We start from the raw sequence: 18128 nt of genomic DNA, 5'->3' as shown, positions 1-18128 counted from the left end.
TATTTTTTAAACATATGTTACTGATGATTTTAGACTTCGTTGTTGGTTATTTCACCGAAAAAGATCGATGCTGACTTTATCGTGGCACGCTTTTTCCAGATGCTTTTTCATCCAGTCTGCCGCTGTTTCGATCTCTCCCCGTTGCAGGAAATCGAGAATCGCCAGATGCTCTGCAATCTGTTCCAATCGCTTGGGATTGAAGGCTGGACTCCCTTGTCGATATTCCACCAGACGCCGTAACTGATTGATTCGTTGCAAACTATGGTGGGCGAAACGGTTGCCACTACAGGCAAGCAGCGTTTCATGAAAGTGCGTATTGGCATCGAACATTTCATGCGGTGTGAGCGTCAGGTAACCCCCATTGAGAATGTCTTCTTGTTGCTTACGGCAGGTGTTGAGCGTGTGCTGATCGATACGAAACTGCGGCGACAGCAGACTGAGCGGCTCGACCAGCAGGCGGAACGTAAAACTTTCCTCATAGGCCGTGACGGAATCGATAATCGGTGTGGTTCGCCAGCCTTGACCCGTGCGGAATTCCAGCCAACCTTCCTGTTGAATACGCGTCAGAACGTTACGCAGTACGGAGCGGGACACCTGACATTCTCGCATCAGATCCACTTCTGAAAACTGCTCTGGCAACCGACGAGAGAGGCGCATATCGACAATCTTTCGGTAGAGCGGTTCTTCGCTGCTGGCGGCTAATTCGGTGACCAAATGCCCTAATTCATGGGCATGGCGGTCAAGATAAAACCCCCGGTTGCGGTGGTAATGCAGCATGCCTTTTTCCGTCAGATACAGCAGCGCGACCTTGACCGGCGTGCGGGAGGCGTTCAATACCTGCGCCAGCGACGATTCGATCAGATGAGCGCCGGGCGGCAGCTGCTCGCGGCGAATATAGGCGACAATCTGTCTGACAATCCTTGTCTGTAGGGGAGTTAAAGCCATGGCTATCCTGCTATGTCGTTTAGGGTGTTACGAGGAATCTTTATGTTCTTGTCAGTACGGCTCGCCTGCCAGCAGAGCATGCTCCGGCTTGGCCGGAGCAATCCTGTTTTACTGGTGATAGAACGGAAATGCGCCGAAGACAATACCACCGACCAGCAGCGACAGGCTGACAAAAATCGCCCATTTGATTGCAAAGCGTTGGTGATCGCCGATGTCCACTTTTGCCAGACTGACCAGCAGGTAGAGTGACGGCACCAGCGGACTGAGCAGGTGGAACGGCTGGCCGACAATCGACGCACGGGCGATCTCCTCTGGGGTAATACCATAGTTGACCGCCGTCTGGGCGATAACCGGTAAGATTCCGAAATAGAACGCGTCGTTGGACATCAAAAAAGTAAACGGCAGGCTAATGAGCGCGGTGAACACCGCGAGATACGGGCCGAAACTTTCTGGTATCACCTGCAACAGACTCTTCGCCATGGCATCCACCATGCCCGTACCGGATAAAATCCCGGTGAAAATCCCTGCGGCGAAAATAAGCGATGTCACCGCGAGCACGTTAGCAGCGTGTGAACCGATCCGCGCTTTTTGCTCCTCCAGCTTGGGATAGTTGAGCATGACGGCGATAGCGAAGCCGACCATAAACAGCACCTGAATAGGCAGAATCCCGATCACCAGAAACACCAGCAGCAGGGTGGTCAGAATAAAGTTAGGCCAGAACATTTTAGGGCGGCGGTTGGCGTCGCTTTCTTCGTCGCTGCCGTTGCCCAGATTGATCGACGCATTCTGGAAGTTGCTGACATCAATGATCCCCAGCCGTTTACGCTCTTGTAGACCCAGAAACACCGCGACGCCGACCAGCGTCAGGCTGGCTAAAACAATTGCCGGGAGCATGGGGAGGAAAACGTCCAGTGCATCAACGCGCAATGCGGCGGCGGCACGCGCCGTCGGGCCACCCCAGGGAGAAAGGTTCATCACGCCGCTGGCGATGTTAACCAGACAGGTCAATCCGAGCACGTTCATCCCCAACCGCTGATAGAGCGGCAGGAATGCGGCAATTGCGATCATATAGGTCGTCGTACTGTCACCGTCCAACGCTACCATCAAGGTTAATACGGCGGTGCCGACCAGCACTTTCAGCGGATCGCCTTTAACCAGACGGAGAATGAAGCGCACCAGCGGATCGAACAACCCCGCATCGATCATGATGCCGAAATAGAGAATAGAAAACGTCAGCATAACGCCGGTTGGTGCCAGCGTTTTGATGCCATCCAGCATCATCGCACCCAGCCCCTGATAGAAACCTGCGGCCAGTGCGAACAGCGTAGGGACAAGAATCAGCGCGATCAGCGCAGACATCCGCTTGGTCATGATCAGGTACATAAAGCAGATGACCATAGAGAAACCGAGAATAGTGAGCACAGTGAATCTCCTGTTTTTTATTATATTCTGAATAACTTACTGCCTTTCTTTCGGCGAATTTGGGGTACAAAAAACCATGCAGTTTTTTATAACTGCCTATCGAAAGGGATGAAATTAGGTTATTTCCCGACGTCAGCGACGTTCAGAAGAATACGAATGAAAGGCGGGGATTAGCTTCCAGGGTCGATACGAATAATAAAGGACAGATAATGAGGGAGCGATAAGATAACGGTAATCGGTAACATAAACGACCTCTATACGAGCAATAATAATATTCCTTTTATCCCCGCCAGCGTCCATCTAACCGATTGTTTAGTAATTATTTTAATCGACTTGATTACTGCCGCTACAAGGGGCTCTTTTTGTTAAAAACAAATTAAAGCATTGTAAAATGAAACGCAAATTGCGCTAAATTGGAATAAAAAACAATTGGGCGGAGGGGAGGGCGGTGATAACCAACATAATTTTAAAAGATAAACAGAGATGTGAAAATTTAAGGTGTGCGTAGAAGTTTATTATCGATTAACGGAAATTTATCCGTTTTCATTAATGAAATTTTACAAGATGAGGTGGGGAATAATGGCATTATCGGTGAAGAGAGTTAAACGATGTCTAAACCATCTATACTCGTCATACTTCAAGTTGCATGTGCGTTGGCTACGTTCAGTCACCCGAATCACTTACCTGAGTAAGCTCATCGGGATTCCTTCGCTTGCCGCCTTCCTGAAACTCGAATTATTTAGAGTATGTATTTCCTAAGCCGCCACGGCTTTTACCTGACGGCTGAGGTTCGCGGCGGCTTAGGTAAGGGAGATTAACTGACGTTTTCTGCGGTGCTGCGCAGCCGATCTTTCAAGTGGCTGTATTCCTGTTGTACATAGTTCTCGGCTGCCTGCTGATCGTCGATGGCTTCCAGCTTAACGGCGCAGTGTTTGTACTCCGGCGTTTTGGATACCGGATCGAGATGATCCAACGTCAGTTCATTGCAGGCACCGATCCACCACTGGTAGGTCATGTAGACGGCACCTTTATTGATGCGCTCGCTGACGGCAACGCGTGAGATCACTTTGCCGCGTCGCGACGAAATCCAGGCTAGCTGCTGATCGTGGATGCCTAAACGCTCAGCGTCATAGGGGCTAACCTGCACGTAGCCCGGTTCATCCGCCAGCGTTTGTAATGCGGTGCAGTTGCCCGTCATGGAACGGCAGGAGTAATGGCCAACTTCGCGCACGGTGCACAAGACCAGCGGGTAATCCTCATCCACCAGTTCCATCGGCGGTCGCCACTCGGCCGTGAGCAGTAAGCCTTTCCCGCCGGGACGATCGAAGTGATTACCGGCGTACAGCCATGGCGTGCCGGGGCTGTCTTCCGTTGGACACGGCCACGGCACATAACCCAGCCCTGCCATTTTCTCGTAGGTTGCACCGTAATACAGCGGGCAGAGTGCTCGCAGCTCGTCCCAGATCTCCTGCGTGTTGTTATAGTGCATCGGATAGCCGAGCGCTGTAGCCATCAGGCTGATGATTTCCCAGTCAGGTTTCACATCGCCCTGCGGCTCCACGGCTTTATAAAAGCGCTGGAATCCTCGGTCGGCGGCGGTATAGACCCCTTCGTGCTCGCCCCAGGAGGTTGCGGGTAAAATCACATCGGCAATCGCAGCGGTTTTGGTCATGAAGATGTCCTGCACGATCAGCAGCTCCAGCTCGTTGAACGCATCGCGCAGCATCGACAGATCCGGTTCGGTTTGCAGCGGATCTTCGCCCATTACGTAATTGGCTCGGATCTTCCCTTCTTTTATCTTGTGCGGGAGATCGGTCAGCGAGTAGCCGATTTTGTCGGAGAGTTCAGGTACGCCCCAGGCATCGGCAAATTTCGCCAGCACCGCTTTATCCGTGACGTTTTGATAACCGGGGAACATATTGGGCAGCGCCCCCATATCGCAGGCACCCTGCACATTGTTTTGCCCACGCACCGGCCCGACGCCAACGTTCGGACGTCCCAGATTCCCGGTCAGCAGGGCCAGGCCGGACAGGCCTTTAACCACATCAACGCCTTGACCCCACTGCGTCACGCCCATTCCCCATAGAATGGTGGCGGACGGCGCAGCGGCATAGATCCGCATCGCGTCGCGAATCAATTTCGGCGACAGTCCGGTGATGTCAGCGACGTACTCCGGCGTGTATTTCGCGACGGTCTTGCTGAATTCCTCGAAGCCTTCGGTATGGCGGGCGACGTACGCTTTATCGTAGTGGCCTTCGTTAATCAGCACGTTAGCGAACGCGTTGACCAATGCCATGTTGGAGCCATTTTTCAACGGCAGCCACAGATCGGCGATGCGGGCGGTTTCAATATGGCGCGGATCGCACACGATGATTTTTGCCCCGCGTGCTTTGGCTTTCAGAATCCGACGCGCCACGATGGGGTGTGAGTCTGCGGCGTTGTAGCCAAAAATCAGGATGCAGTCGGTTTTTTCGATTTCGCAGATAGAGTTGCTCATTGCGCCGTTGCCCAGCGTCACCTGTAGCCCGGCAACCGAAGGGCCGTGGCAAAGTCGGGCGCAGCAGTCGACGTTATTATTCCCGGTGACCGCCCGGGCAAATTTTTGCATCACATAATTGGTTTCATTACCGGGACCGCGTGACGATCCGGTGTGCATAATCGACTCGGCACCGTACTTCTCTTTAATGGCCTTCAGACGGGAACTGGCGAATTCGATAGCTTCATCCCAGGATACGGCCTCAAAGGGCGCACCTTTCTGACGTCGAATCAGCGGCTGCTTTAAACGCGGTGTCAGAATTTTCGTGTCGTTAAGAAAATCCCAGCCGTAATAGCCTTTCAGGCACAGCTCACCTTCATTGGTGACGCCGTTTGCGCCTTCTGCACCAACCACTTTGCCGTTCTCTACCAGCAGGTTAATTTTGCAGCCTGACCCGCAATACGGGCAGACGGTAAGCACTTTCTGCATGATTATTCTCCAAAGCCGAGTCTTGGATCGTAAGAACTGCATTCCTGCGGCAGGCTGTTGATGCAGTCATATAACCTTCGATAATCACCGATAAAGAAAATTAATTTACTGATCGTGGTCATGCTCAGGGCGATGATAAATCGTCCTAACGTGTTGAGTGCCGCAACCTTTTTCCATAGGACATTCGTCTGGAAAATAACGTGGCTGCGTATTCATCCTCTTTATCCGTTAATGCCTATACTGTTTTTGACGATATTAACTCTATGTGCCACCGACTGGGCTGGGGTAGCCATGCCTGTCGGCTGTTTAACACAACGGAAATTGGCATCTCAAGGAAGATAACGCATTCTATTCGTTAATTTTTTGAGCTTAATTTCCCATCCAATGGGACATGAATCAGGGAATTCCAGAACGTCTGTGAGATCGCGTGGGATAAGGGCGCGAGACAACGGGCGGCACCGTCATGAGTAAAAAGTAAATACTTTTCCGACAGAGCGTGCGGGCGGGAAATATTTGTTAACGTCGCGGAGTGCATTATGGAATTTCTAAGAAATGTCAGCATAAAAATAATGGTGCTGTTCATAGTGGCTTCCCTGTTAGTGGCGTGGGGAGTGGCATCAGGATTCAGTCTTTATTCGCTTTATCAGGTCACGAATTTGCTTGATAAAAGTGAGACTCAGCGAAAAACGTATTCCCATCTGGTCTATGGAACCGATCAATATTTTCGGGCCGTAACTCGTATGGAAAGAACGATGGATTATTTGCAGCGTAACGAGCCAGAAAACGCCAAAAAGACGTTGGAAATGGCCCAGGTCGCGCTAAAAAATACCAAAGACTCGCTGGAGAAATTCCAGACTGCGGAGCATGTCGGTGTCGATCAGGCAACGGTTGATGCGGTAAAAAATACCTGGAACACCCTGATCTCGACCTCTATCGATCCGATGAATGCGGCACTGCAACGTAATGATTACGAAGGATTCCGACAGATATTTCGCTCTGTTTATCCGCCGATTAGCCTGACGTTTGGCGAAGACGTCAAACGCTATTCGGACAGCATTACCGCCTCCTCGTTGATTCCAGTCGTGAATGAACATAATACCCAAAACCGTAATTCGTTAATTGCTGTGATGGTGATTGGCTTCATCGTGTTGATTTTCACGGAATACTATTTGAGGAACTATCTGGTTATTCCGATTTCAGTGCTCAAGTCCCATTTGGCACAGTTGACGGCGGGGCGCTTAGGCTGTGAGCTGGCGGAATTTGGCAAGAACTGTGCGGGACGATTGATTCCCGATATTAAGAAATTGCAGAAAAGTTTGCGTGATACGGTGACGGTCATCCGGCAGAGCACGACGGAAATCAACAACGGGACGTCGAGCATTAAGGATGGCAACGATAACCTTTCCAGCCGCACGGAACAGCAGGCTGCTGCACTACAGCAGACGGCGGCCAGTATGGAAGAGATTAGCTCCACGGTGCGGCAAACGACCGAACACGTGCATCAGGTGCGTAAGCTGGCGAAGGATGCGGCGGATACGGCGCAAAAAGGCGGGAATATCAGCAGCAACGTGATGACGACGATGGATGGTATTAGCGCCAGTTCCCGACAAATTTCCGATATCACCTCGGTGATTAACAGCATTGCGTTTCAGACCAATATTCTGGCGCTGAATGCGGCGGTTGAAGCCGCGCGGGCAGGTGAACAAGGGCGAGGATTTGCCGTGGTAGCCGGTGAGGTTCGCACGCTGGCACAGCGCAGTGCGCAGGCGGCGAAAGAGATTGAGGCGCTGATCGCTGAGTCGGTTTCACGGGTTGAAACCGGTGCAGGGCAGGTTCGACAGTCTGGTGAAGCGATGACGGCAATTATTGCCTCCATTTCGCATGTGAACGATCTGATTGGTGAAATTGCAGCGGCAACGGATGAGCAAACGCGCGGGATTACGCAGATTAGTCAGGCGGTGCACGAAATGGACAGCGTCACGCAGCAGAATGCGTCGCTGGTGATGCAATCGGCAGAGGCTGCGGCCCGTCTGGATGAACAAACCAGCGAGCTGTCCGCCGTGGTGGATGTGTTCGATCTGGAGTCGGATTGCGATCCGACAATGTCCTTTTCCCGCCCAGCGGTCGCAGCCCCCGTTCATCGCGCGGTTGGGCAGAGCACCACGCCGCTACTGTCGGCACAGGGTCGCAACGGTGAGGGATGGGAAAAATTCTGATCCGTAGCGGGTTAAATACGGGGCAGGCGTTTAACGCAAGATGACCCATGATGCAGGCGACGAACCGGGCGGAAAAGCATCTGCCCGGTTCTGTTGCTCGCGGGTAATCGCCTAAAAATGATCGGTGAAACGCGTTAACCGTGACGCGTGTAATGCGTTGGATTACAGAAGGAAAATGGTGTTTTTCTCTGTAAATCTGACTGTGGTAATGTAAAGAAATATCATTTTAAGACGGGTGCATCTAGTCTTGAAATAGGTGATTTAAAAAATTGGCATATTTATTGCTATATTTTATTGGTGATTTTTTGCCGTTTTTGAGATCGAAAAACCGTATTTTTCTAGGGTTATAGAAATGAAACGGAATTTTTTGGCATCAAGTTAAGTCAGAAATCATTTGTTACATACTAAAGTGGTTGTTGCTCATGTTTTCGTGACGTAAATCAAGACAGATGGCGGCATCAAAGTGATAATAAGAATAAATATCATTTGTGCTTCATCACACGCTTATGTCTATCTGGCAAAAAACGCTTCTGCTGTTGTGTTGGCTGTTGAGTTGTTCAGTGGCAGTTGCCGCGACCGATTACGCCTCATTTATTCAAGATATCGAAACCCGGCTGGATAAAACGGCTCAGCTCTATGAGCAGCAAAAGCCGGATGATGCCCGCACCGAAGTTCAGATGGCCTATTTTGAGGTGTTTGAAAACCTTGAAGGCCCTATCCGTATCAACATTTCCGCGCAAAAAAGCTATCAGTTGGAAGCGACCTTCGGTGAAATTCGCCGCATGATTGGCGAAGGAAAGCCGCAGGCCGAGGTACAGGCAAAAATCTCCTGGCTGAAGGGCGAACTGGATGCCGTTCTGCCCGTGCTGTCGGAAGGGCACAAGCTGGTCGCACAGGAGCAGCACGGTGCCTATGACAATGCTGAGATCGCGCCGTACTGGCAGCAGAGTTTCAAAATCATCGATGACCAGCTCGCGCAGGCCGTGACTGAATATCAGGCTGGCGATTACAAAAAGGCCAGTCAGAGCGTGCAGCAGGCGCACTATCAGGGTTTTAAAAACTCTGAAATGGAGATGTCGGTCAGGCAGAATCGCTCAGCGCAGCAGGCGGCTTCCATTAATCAACAATTCTCCGCGCTGATTACCCTGGCCAGTCAACCCGATCAACTGACGGATGTCGCCTACCGGGTCACCACGCTGTTGCAGGATATCGAAGATGTCTTGCCGGGATTGCCGACAACGCGCGATAGCCAGCAGGCGACGGCAGCACCTGCCGCGAACGCCGATGCGGGTGCCGTGCCGGACGCGAACTGGGCGAAGGTCGCCGACGATATCAATCAGGCTATTGCCGCTGCGATCGCGCAGTACCGTCAGGGTCACGTCAAACCCGCCATCATGGCGGTGCAGGATACCTATTTCGATCTGTTTGAAGCCACTGGCATGGAGAACAAAATTGGTTCTCGCGATGCGGCGTTCAAATCGACGCTGGAAGGGTATTTCACCCGTCTGGTGAGCCTGATGAACGCCAAACAGCCGGCGGAACAGCTGCAAGGGCAGGCCGATGCGCTACAGCAGGAACTGGCGAAGGCGGTGACCATGCTGGGCGACGGCGGCGAAACCCACTGGAGCCTGTTGATCTACAGCCTGCTGATTATTGTGCGCGAAGGGCTGGAGGCCTTGCTGATTGTGGCGGCGATCGTGGCCTATCTGGTGAAAAACAATCAGCAGGACAAGCTGCCGCTGATTCGCCAGTCGGTTTACGTCGCGCTGCTGTGCAGCGTGATTACCGCTGTCATTTTCCAACTCGTGTTCACCAATTCCGGTGCCAGCCGCGAGCTGCTGGAAGGCATTACGATGCTGATTGCCGTCGTGATGCTGTTCTTCATGAGCTACTGGCTGTTGTCCAAAGTGGAAGCGCGGCACTGGAAGGCCTATCTCGAAGGCAAACTGTCTCATTCTCTAAGCAGCGGCTCCATGATTGGTCTATGGCTCACCAGCTTTCTGGCCGTGTACCGCGAAGGCGCGGAGACGGTGCTGTTCTATTACGCGCTGGTCGGTGATGCCAGCAACATGGCGGGGCACCTCTCCATTCTTGCTGGGTTTGCTATCGGTTGTGTGGTTCTGCTGATCGCTTATTTAGTGATGCGCTACACGATTGTCAAACTACCGCTGAAGCCGTTCTTCATGTTTACCGGCTGCTTTATGTACCTGATGGCGTTTGTGTTCGCGGGTAAAGGCGTGCTGGAACTGATCGAAGGCAAACTGTTTGAACCGACGTTGCTGACCGGCGTGCCAGAAATCAGCGGGTTGGGGATTTATCCTTATGTGGAAACGCTGATTCCACAGGGTGTGCTGGTGGTCGCGGCGTTAATCGCTCTGTGGGTGATGCGGCGCAGAGCGTCTGCTGTCTGATAAAAAAAGCGTCCGACGTTAATTAATACTGAAAGCAATAAGAGCAGCAAATAACCATAACAACCCCAATCGCTTAGTGAATTAAGCGAAGAGGGACGACTGAGATGAGGATGGGTTTGATGAATATGCAAAAAAGTCTGATTGCGGGTGCCGTTATTGCCGGTATTTTCACTGCGCCTGCCGCGCTGGCGTTTAAAGAATATCCAGCGGGTGAGCCTGTTTCCATGAACGAAATGGAAATTGCCGCTGTTTATCTGCAACCTATCGATATGGAACCGCGTGGGATGGGCCTGCCTGCTGCGAAAGCGGACATCCATCTGGAAGCTGATATTCACGCCGCTGAAGGTAACAAGAATGGCTTCGGTGCCGGTGAGTGGATGCCGTTCCTGACCATCGCTTACACCCTGACTAACACCGATACCGGTGCGAAGCAGGAAGGCACTTTCATGCCGATGGTTGCCAGCGATGGCCCGCACTACGGCGCGAACATCAAAATGATGGGTGTGGGTAACTACAAAGTGACTTACCACATCGATCCGCCATCAAAAGCCGGTATGCACCGTCACACCGATGGTGAAACGGGCGTAGGCCGCTGGTGGAAACCGTTTGATGTCAGCTTTGACTTCAAATACGTCGGCTTAGAATAAGGTCTTCTGTCCGCGATGTTCTGTCGCGGTCATGTTCACGCCTCTGTGGGTCGTTATCGCGGCCCGCAGAGGCGGCGATTTTTCGGTTCGTGTACTGATGCTATTTGGCATCACGCTCAACCGACGCACCTGCAACTTGAAAGGTGACGGGAGTATATGAGTTATTTCTTTATCACGACCCTCCAATCCTTCCTGCCGATAGCGTTATTGCTGGGGCTGAACTGGAGCCATCGGTCCACGCCGACAGTCAAAGAGCTGGGCTGGACTACGCTGCTGGCGCTGTTCGCCGGTACGTTTATTGGCGTGCATTTTCCTAACGGGCAGGCATTTCTGCTGGGGTTTACGGCGCTTCAGGCGCTGGCCTTGATCCTGTTTCTTGTCTGTCAGTGTTTTTCCCACCTGCGTATTGGCTATCTGTGGCAGGCGCTGCTGGTGGCGGGCGCGGCGGTACATTGGGGCAACGATCCCAATCTGACCGCGCTGACAACCACCCACGTTGTGAATACCGATCTGCTGCTGAATTTCAGCGCCGTGCTGCTGGCGTTTGGCTGGCTGGTGTTCTGTGCCGCGCTGTGCGGCATGATCGTGCGCCGCATTCGTTTACTGCGCTGGCCGCTTCTGGCGCTGCTGGTCGCACTTCTGCTGTTGCCGATAAGCGGCAACCTGCTGCTGCTATTGATGAAATTACAGGCGTTGGGGCTTACCAAGCCGCGCCTGAGCTATGTGGCGCACGTCACCAACAGCGCGTATTTATTAAATTACCTCAGTGCATTGTTCATGGCGGCGTTGGCTGCCGGACTGGTTTGGCCGCTGCGACATGCGCGTCGCCAGATGCTGGCCGCGGATGAAGCGATTGAAAAGCGTAAAGCGACGGCAGGCTATCGCACGCTGCGCCGCACGCTGTTGGCGACGATCACGGCGCTGCTGGTCGTGGTGTTGGCTCAACTCTATTGGGACAAGGTCGCGTCGCAGCCGCCTCGTCTGTCGGAAGCGCAGCCAGTGACGCTGGCAGCCGATGGCAAAGTGCATATTCCGATTGAACAAGTGCGTGATGGCAAGCTGCATCGCTTTGTGTGGATTGCCGATGACGGCAAGGCCGTGCGCTTTTTCATCATTAACCGCTATCCCGATCGCCTGCGGCTGGGCGTGGTATTTGATGCCTGTTTGCTGTGCGGCGATCAGGGCTATGTGATGGAAGGCAATCAGGTGATTTGTGTCGCCTGCGGCGTGCATATCTTCATTCCTTCTATCGGGAAGGCGGGCGGCTGTAATCCCGTGCCGATCGAAGGGTGGAGCAACGACGATAATGAACTGGTGATTGGGCGAGCGTCGCTGGCGGCAGGCACTAACTACTTCTCGACGGTGGTGTCGATGGAAGTCATCGACCCGGTTGATGGTTCCAAACTCACCAACGTGAGTGCGGAACATAAATATCGCTACGGCGGTAAAACGTACTTCTTCTCGTCGGAAGCCAACTACAACCGCTTCCGCGAAAGTCCCGCGAAATTTGCCACTGCCAAAGCGGCAACGGGCGAGCAGGCTGAGGGGGAATAATCATGCTGTGGCGACTGTTACGTCAGTCCTGGCGCAGAAATATTCGGCGTAAATCGCTGGCGGTGCTGACCGTGTTTTTGGCTGCGGGGTTGATCTCCGCGCTGCTGGCGGTGTCCATCGATATCGGCGATAAAATGGCGCGCGAGCTGAAGTCTTACGGCGCGAATATTCTGATTGAGCCAGCAGGACAAGCGGCGCTGCCCGCGCTGTTTGGCGAGCGCAGTAACCCGCTGGAAGGGCAGGATTTCCTCGATGAGGCCGAGTTGCCGAACATCAAAGATATCTTCTGGCGCAATAACATTGTCGGCTTTGCGCCGCTGTTGAGCGGTGATGTCGAGATCAAAGGTCAGCCGGTTGCCGTGCTGGGCACCTTCTTTTCTCAGCCTGTCGCGGTGCCGGATGAAGAAGACTATCGCACGGGACAAATGACCGTTAGTCCTTACTGGCAGGTGGCCGGGCAGTGGCCGCAGGAACCGGTGACGACGGACAATGTGGCGCAAACGCTGGTGGGAAAACAGCTGGCGGTGCAAACGGGCTGGAAAGTCGGGGATAAACTCGCGCTGCACGGCGCAAAAGGGGACGCAACGGTAGAGGTGAGCGGCATTCTGAGCAGCGGCGGTGATGAAGAAAGCCGACTGGTGATGCCGCTGGCAACGGTGCAATCGCTACTGGGGCTAGCCGGTAAAATTCAGGCCATTCGTGTGTCGGCGCTGACCGTGCCGGAAAACGAACTGTCGCGGCGGGCGCGGGAAAATCTGGAAGCGCTGAATGCTGAGGAGTATGACCTCTGGTACTGCACCGCGTATGTATCTTCGATTGCGCACCAGTTGGAAGAAGCCATTTCTGGCTCGGTGGTCCGTCCTATCTGGCAGGTCGCAGCCTCGGAAGGCGTGGTGATCGACAAGATCCAACTGCTTTTGGCTGTGGTGACCTTTGCCGCGCTGGTGGCGGCAGCGATGGGGATTGCCTCGCTGATGACCAGCACCATCATGGAACGGGCCAAAGAGATCGGGCTGATGAAGGCGCTGGGGGCGCGTCAGTGGCAGATCATGCTGCTGTTTTATCTCGAAGCGGCGCTGAGCGGGCTGGCTGGCGGGATCGCGGGCTGCGTCGCAGGCTGGGGGCTGGCGAAAGCCATTGGCCTGATGCTGTTCGGCGTACCGCTGAGTTTCGCGTGGATTGTTATCCCTTGTGTGCTGGTGATCTCGATGCTGATCGCCATCATTGGAACGTGGTTCCCGGCGCGCCGGATCGCCAAACTGTATCCGGTGGAGGTGCTGTATGGGCGCTAATGGCTGGATGAACAGCATGTTCTGGCGTTTGGTGTTCCGCGCGCTGCGGCTGCGTATGCAGCGCGTCAGCGTGGTGTTTGCAGCGCTGATGGTTGGTGCGGCGATTGTGACGGCGATGTCTGCTGTCTATTTCGATATCAACGCCAAGATGAGTCAGGAATTACGCACCTTCGGCGCGAATTTTTACATCGGCCCGGCGCGGGGCAATACGATTCCACAGAGTACGTTTCAGCCGATTATCGACAACGCACCGGCTGGATTAATCAATGCATCCAGCCCTTATCTGTACGGTATGGCACGTACGGAGCTGGAGAAAGTGGTGCTGATGGGCGTATGGTTCGAATCGCTGCGGCAACTGGCACCGTACTGGCAGGTCACGGGTAACTGGATTGGCGTCAGCTTCGATGACCGTAACGCCATGATTGGAGTGAAGCTGGCGGAGCGACTGAACGTCAAAATCGGCGACAGCATCACGCTGGTGGGCGACGGCGGGAAACAGCGATTGCAGATCAAAGGCATCGTGGAATCCGGCGATGCGACGGACAACATGCTGATCGTGAATCTGGAGCTGGCACAAAAGTGGCTGGATAAAGAAGGCGCGATCAGTAATGCGTTGTTGAGCGTCAGCAACGATCTGGGGCAGGTCGATCGCTTCGCTGCCCAGCTCCAACAGCAGTATCCGCAGTTGGAGATTCGCCCGATCCTGAAAGTGTCGGCGTCGGAAGGTCAGGTGCTGAATAAAATTAAAGGGCTGATGGGGCTGGTATCGGCGGTGATTCTCGTGCTGTCTTCCCTGTGTGTGAACACCACGCTGATGGCGATTGTCGGCGAACGCGCCCGCGAATTTGCGCTACAGAAAGCACTGGGTGCGAGCGGACGAGACATCATCCGGCAGATGCTGGCGGAAACCGGCATCATCGCGCTGGCGGCCGTGTTATGCGGTTTGCTATTGGGCTATTTGCTGGCACAGGTGTTGGGGATGGCGGTATTCAACGCGACGATCTCGCTGCGTTTACCCGTGTTCCCGCTCACGCTGGTGCTATCGTTGCTGGTTGCTGCCGTCGCGGCAGTGGTTCCTACCCGGCGTGCAATCTACGTCGAACCAGCCAAAGTCTTGAAAGGAGAGTAGCTCGATGTCTGTAGAGGTGAACGCGCAGGAAAGGGCGCAGGCAGCGGAGGCGGTGATTGAAACTCACCAGCTCTATAAACGCTTTGGTCAGGTTACCGCGCTGGAGAACATCAATATCCGCATCGCGCGCGGCGAGTTTGTCGCCATCATGGGCGCATCTGGCTCGGGTAAAACCACGTTGATGAATATTCTCACCTGTCTGGATACGGTGAGTGAAGGGCAGGTATTGCTGGACGGCGTCGATGCCGCTGGGCTGGATGAAGAAGGGCGACGCCAGTTCCGGGCCGATAAGATTGGGCTGGTATTCCAGCAGTTCCACCTGATTCCGTTTTTGACCGCGCTGGAAAACGTGATGCTGGCGCAGCATTACCACAGCGTGGTGGATGAAGCGGCGGCGCAGCGCGTGCTGGAACAGGTGGGGCTGGCGCATCGCGTCGATCACTTACCGAGCCAGCTTTCCGGCGGTGAGCAGCAGCGCGTGTGTATCGCCCGTGCGCTGGTGAATGAGCCTCCCGTGATTTTTGCCGATGAACCGACGGGGAATCTGGATGAAGAGAATGAACGGCGGGTGCTGGATCTGCTGAAAGATCTGCATCGGCAGGGGCGTACCATTGTGATGGTGACGCACAATCCTGAGTTAGGTCGGTTTGCTGACCGTATTATCCGCCTGCAACACGGCAAGTATTTTGGTGAAGAGGTGAATCATCATGAAATGGCGTAACGGGATTACCGCGCTTTGCCTGCTGGGTGCAGTGGCGCTAAGCGGCTGTAAGGAAGAACAGGTTAGCGTCGGGGAGCAGGCACCGGCGCTGGCGGCCTACGATCTGGCGGGGCAGCAGGTGGATCTGTCGCGCTGGCAGGGGAAAAGCGTGTACCTGAATTTCTGGTCGTCGGGCTGTGGCGGCTGCATGGTTGAAATGGGCGCGCTGGAGAAGCTGAGCAAGGAGTATGGCGATAAAGTCGTGGTGGTGGCGGTTAACACCGATCCTGACGGCGTGGATATCACGTCGATGCTGGCGCACCACAAGGTGACCTATCCGGTGGTGCGCGATCAGTTGGGCATTACCAAAGAGCGCTATCAGGTCAGCGGCACGCCAACCTCATTTATTATTGATGCCAACGGTAAGGTGACCGATCAGCATCAGGGTGCGAGGGATGAAGCACAGCTGACCGCGCTGTTTCAGAAGCTGGCAAGCCGGACATAAAGACCGGCTATTTTCACAGCCTGTCAGGTGTGCGTTTACTCTGGCCGTGAAACCGGCATCGGGACTTCTACCACCGTTGATTTTTTCACAACGACAGGTTCCGGTTTCACGCGCATCGCGTAGATCACCCCAACAATCAGGCAGGTGATGCCACAGAGCGTCAGCAGCGGCGGCCAGGATTGCCGGATGATGAAGGCATAAGTTAGCCCCGCCAGCGTTTCAAACACAATCAGCGGCCCCACCAACACCGTCGGCAGACGCTGGCTGGCTTCGTTCCAGAACAGCGTACCAATCCACGAACAAAACAGCCCAATCGCCAGCATCAGCGGGATGAAAACTTCAGGCCGCGGGCCGAACGGCTGCGTAAAGGTGCTATCCGTTAGCGCCAGATGGCCGCACACCAGCAGATAACCTAACAGCGCCAGCGGTAGCGTGACCAGCCCCTGCGCCGTGGCCCAGGTGGTCGGTGTATTGCCTTTGTGGTCGCGCAGCCAGCGGGCGTTGCGCAGCGGATACCAGGTCCAGCAAACCACGGCGAGAAAGGCCATCGCAATCCCGCTGGCATAACGCCATAAATCGAATGCGACGGTGGTGCCTTTCAGTTCCGCAATATTGACGCAAACCAACCCAGCCGCAATCAACAGCAGCGAAGGCAGCAGCCGACGCCAGGCTACGCGGCCATCGTGCTTGCTGTACAACACATTGGCGGTAACGGAAATGACCACGGGCAGGGTGCCGATAATCATTGTTGAGATCGGCGCGCCCGTGCGCTGAATTGCGCTGGCGAGCAGAAAGTAGTACAGCAGATTACCGATGATGGTGAGCTTCGTGGCCTCCAGCCAGTCGCTGCGGGTCAGTTGGCGCAAACGACGGCGATCGAGCCACGCCAGCGGCAAGGCAATCAGCCCAAAAGCCAGATAGCGTCCGGTAGACTGCAAGGCCGCAGAGTAGTCTGGTACGATCAATGGCCCAACGAAAATCAGCCCCCACATCAGTCCGGCGGCAAGCGCAAATAAAACCCCTATCAGCATGATAAACCCATTTGTTCACAATAGTGCATCGGGCCAGTCTAGGGAGAGTCGGTGTTGAATGATTGTAGGATATTGCTGTTTTTCATCGGCAGATGAGCGATGACGGCATGCGTGCTGAAAGCGTTAGCGCTGAACCGGATACACCTGCTTTTGGTAGCGAATGGGCGTGACGCCATAGCGCTGGGCGAAGGTGCGGGTCAGATGTGCCTGATCGGTCAGGCCGACGGCGACGGCGATATGGGCGGCTGCCATACCGCGTGTCAGCATCTGTTTAGCCTCATACAGCCGGATTGCCATCAGCATCTGGTGCGGCGTGACGTGGAACTGCGCTTTGAACTGGCGCAGGAAATGGTACGGGCTCAGAGAAACCAGCGCCGCCAGCTCTTTTAAGGTAATGGTGTGGGCGAAATTCTCGCGCAGATAGGCTTTCACCACATCAAAGCGGTGCAGCGGTTCAATCCTCTGGCGCTGGGCAATGTGCGCGTGAGGTCGGAAAAGCGCAATCAGCGACAGCAGCAGGCTCTCACTTGCCAAGGGATCGGTCGTCTGCCACAGTGCGGCTAGCGTCATCGCCAACTGGCGTGCGGTTGCCGGGTCGTGGCGCACGACGTCGGTAAACCACCAGCCTTTCTCGCCGGAGACGTTCTCCAACACATCGGGTGGAATGTAGATCATGCGATAGCGCCAGCCGTCTTCCGTCGCGGATTCCCCCGTATGTAGCTCATCAGGGTTCATCAACACTAACGAATCGACAGGCGCAATATGCTTGGCGCCACGATAGCGGAATCGCTCCGCACCGTCGTCAATGGTGCCGATGCCAAACGCCTCATGCGTGTGCGGCTCAAAGGCATAACGGCAGATGTGCGCATGGTAAAGCTCAATGCCGGGCAGCGCCGGTAAATGCCGGAACTGGGCATAGTCTCTCTCATCGGTAAACTGTTCCGGTACACCCTGCATGCTGCCACCTTGTCTCTGGTTCTGACCGCCATCATAGCAGTGATAGCGCGTCAGCTTGAAGTCGTGCGTCCTATTTAGCCTGAGCAGAAATACGGGAAAAAGGGAATAAAAGCACCGGGATAAATAGACCGGAAAGGCATAAATCATAGCGAAATGGTTGATTAACGGTGCGTGCGTGACAATAGTGATTTTCTCTAACTATTTGATTCTAATGTTTATGTCTATTCCTTGTTAGATAAGGTAGCGCGACAGACATACCGTTAGTATAAAAAAATATAATCAACTCCATTTGCTTATTTGTTCTGGCTCTCATTACTTGCATCAATATTGCTATCTGTAATAAAGGACAAGGGA

The 18128-nt window shown here is 54.1% G+C and carries 13 protein-coding genes; 8 read left to right on the top strand and 5 right to left on the bottom strand.

The features are described 5' to 3' along the window. Positions 1–51: 51 nt before the first annotated feature. The 3 genes from MYB54_RS14495 to fdhF all read right to left on the bottom strand — a co-directional run bounded on the left by MYB54_RS14495 (position 52) and on the right by fdhF (position 5332). Positions 52–945, bottom strand: a complete 894-nt coding sequence (locus MYB54_RS14495; RefSeq protein WP_248720965.1) for a GntR family transcriptional regulator — start codon at positions 943–945, stop codon at positions 52–54. Positions 946–1053: 108 nt separating this feature from the next. Then, positions 1054–2367 carry a CitMHS family transporter gene (locus tag MYB54_RS14490; protein WP_010286965.1) on the bottom strand — a complete coding sequence of 438 codons (1314 nt, stop codon included), beginning with the start codon at positions 2365–2367 and terminating at the stop codon, positions 1054–1056. 814 nt (positions 2368–3181) lie between these two features. Next, positions 3182–5332, bottom strand: a complete 2151-nt coding sequence (gene fdhF / locus MYB54_RS14485; RefSeq protein WP_248720964.1) for a formate dehydrogenase subunit alpha — start codon at positions 5330–5332, stop codon at positions 3182–3184. Between the two features lie 536 nt (positions 5333–5868). On the opposite strand from fdhF, the gene MYB54_RS14480 reads away from it, so the two are divergent. The 8 genes from MYB54_RS14480 (at position 5869) to MYB54_RS14445 (ending at position 15786) form a co-directional block, all read left to right on the top strand. Next, positions 5869–7548 carry a methyl-accepting chemotaxis protein gene (locus MYB54_RS14480; protein ID WP_248720963.1) on the top strand — a complete coding sequence of 560 codons (1680 nt, stop codon included), beginning with the start codon at positions 5869–5871 and terminating at the stop codon, positions 7546–7548. 506 nt (positions 7549–8054) lie between these two features. After that, a complete protein-coding gene (locus MYB54_RS14475; RefSeq protein ID WP_043901834.1) occupies positions 8055–9959 on the top strand; it encodes an FTR1 family iron permease in 1905 nt (634 codons plus the stop codon). 119 nt (positions 9960–10078) lie between these two features. Further along, complete coding sequence (locus tag MYB54_RS14470) at positions 10079–10606, top strand: iron transporter (protein WP_010285198.1); 528 nt, start codon at positions 10079–10081, stop codon at positions 10604–10606. Between the two features lie 156 nt (positions 10607–10762). After that, the gene (locus MYB54_RS14465) at positions 10763–12160 is read left to right on the top strand and encodes a Fe-S-containing protein (RefSeq protein WP_248720962.1); all 1398 of its coding nucleotides are present in this window, start codon (positions 10763–10765) and stop codon (positions 12158–12160) included. A 2-nt stretch (positions 12161–12162) separates the two neighbouring features. Beyond that, positions 12163–13452 (top strand): ABC transporter permease, encoded by a 1290-nt coding sequence (locus tag MYB54_RS14460; RefSeq protein WP_039508919.1) that lies wholly within the window; start codon positions 12163–12165, stop codon positions 13450–13452. Continuing rightward, complete coding sequence (locus MYB54_RS14455; protein WP_371928245.1) at positions 13442–14581, top strand: ABC transporter permease; 1140 nt, start codon at positions 13442–13444, stop codon at positions 14579–14581. Before MYB54_RS14460 ends, MYB54_RS14455 begins: the two co-directional genes overlap by 11 nt. Before the next feature lie 4 nt (positions 14582–14585). After that, positions 14586–15302 (top strand): ABC transporter ATP-binding protein, encoded by a 717-nt coding sequence (locus MYB54_RS14450; protein ID WP_248720961.1) that lies wholly within the window; start codon positions 14586–14588, stop codon positions 15300–15302. Then, a complete protein-coding gene (locus MYB54_RS14445; RefSeq protein ID WP_248720960.1) occupies positions 15289–15786 on the top strand; it encodes a TlpA family protein disulfide reductase in 498 nt (165 codons plus the stop codon). The genes MYB54_RS14450 and MYB54_RS14445 overlap by 14 nt, the downstream gene beginning before the upstream one ends. A gap of 35 nt (positions 15787–15821) precedes the next feature. Here MYB54_RS14445 and MYB54_RS14440 read toward each other — a convergent pair whose 3' ends face one another. Beyond that, positions 15822–16817 (bottom strand): DMT family transporter, encoded by a 996-nt coding sequence (locus MYB54_RS14440; RefSeq protein WP_039518852.1) that lies wholly within the window; start codon positions 16815–16817, stop codon positions 15822–15824. 123 nt (positions 16818–16940) lie between these two features. Next, positions 16941–17774 (bottom strand): AraC family transcriptional regulator, encoded by an 834-nt coding sequence (locus MYB54_RS14435; RefSeq protein WP_039469299.1) that lies wholly within the window; start codon positions 17772–17774, stop codon positions 16941–16943. Between the last annotated feature and the right edge of the window lie 354 nt (positions 17775–18128).

Origin of the sequence: Pectobacterium nicotianae (genome assembly GCF_023272715.1) — a bacterium.
Classification (GTDB): domain Bacteria; phylum Pseudomonadota; class Gammaproteobacteria; order Enterobacterales; family Enterobacteriaceae; genus Pectobacterium; species Pectobacterium brasiliense.
Note: the sequence above shows the minus strand (reverse complement) of the source record. Positions and strands in the feature narration are given on the sequence as shown.

Coding starts and splice junctions, on each gene's coding strand:
- MYB54_RS14495 (WP_248720965.1), bottom strand. CDS start 945: ATGGCTTTAACTCCCCTACAGACAAGGATTGTCAGACAGATTGTCGCC.
- fdhF (WP_248720964.1), bottom strand. CDS start 5,332: ATGCAGAAAGTGCTTACCGTCTGCCCGTATTGCGGGTCAGGCTGCAAA.
- MYB54_RS14480 (WP_248720963.1), top strand. CDS start 5,869: ATGGAATTTCTAAGAAATGTCAGCATAAAAATAATGGTGCTGTTCATA.
- MYB54_RS14475 (WP_043901834.1), top strand. CDS start 8,055: ATGTCTATCTGGCAAAAAACGCTTCTGCTGTTGTGTTGGCTGTTGAGT.
- MYB54_RS14470 (WP_010285198.1), top strand. CDS start 10,079: ATGAATATGCAAAAAAGTCTGATTGCGGGTGCCGTTATTGCCGGTATT.
- MYB54_RS14465 (WP_248720962.1), top strand. CDS start 10,763: ATGAGTTATTTCTTTATCACGACCCTCCAATCCTTCCTGCCGATAGCG.
- MYB54_RS14460 (WP_039508919.1), top strand. CDS start 12,163: ATGCTGTGGCGACTGTTACGTCAGTCCTGGCGCAGAAATATTCGGCGT.
- MYB54_RS14455 (WP_371928245.1), top strand. CDS start 13,442: ATGGGCGCTAATGGCTGGATGAACAGCATGTTCTGGCGTTTGGTGTTC.
- MYB54_RS14450 (WP_248720961.1), top strand. CDS start 14,586: ATGTCTGTAGAGGTGAACGCGCAGGAAAGGGCGCAGGCAGCGGAGGCG.
- MYB54_RS14445 (WP_248720960.1), top strand. CDS start 15,289: ATGAAATGGCGTAACGGGATTACCGCGCTTTGCCTGCTGGGTGCAGTG.
- MYB54_RS14440 (WP_039518852.1), bottom strand. CDS start 16,817: ATGCTGATAGGGGTTTTATTTGCGCTTGCCGCCGGACTGATGTGGGGG.
- MYB54_RS14435 (WP_039469299.1), bottom strand. CDS start 17,774: ATGCAGGGTGTACCGGAACAGTTTACCGATGAGAGAGACTATGCCCAG.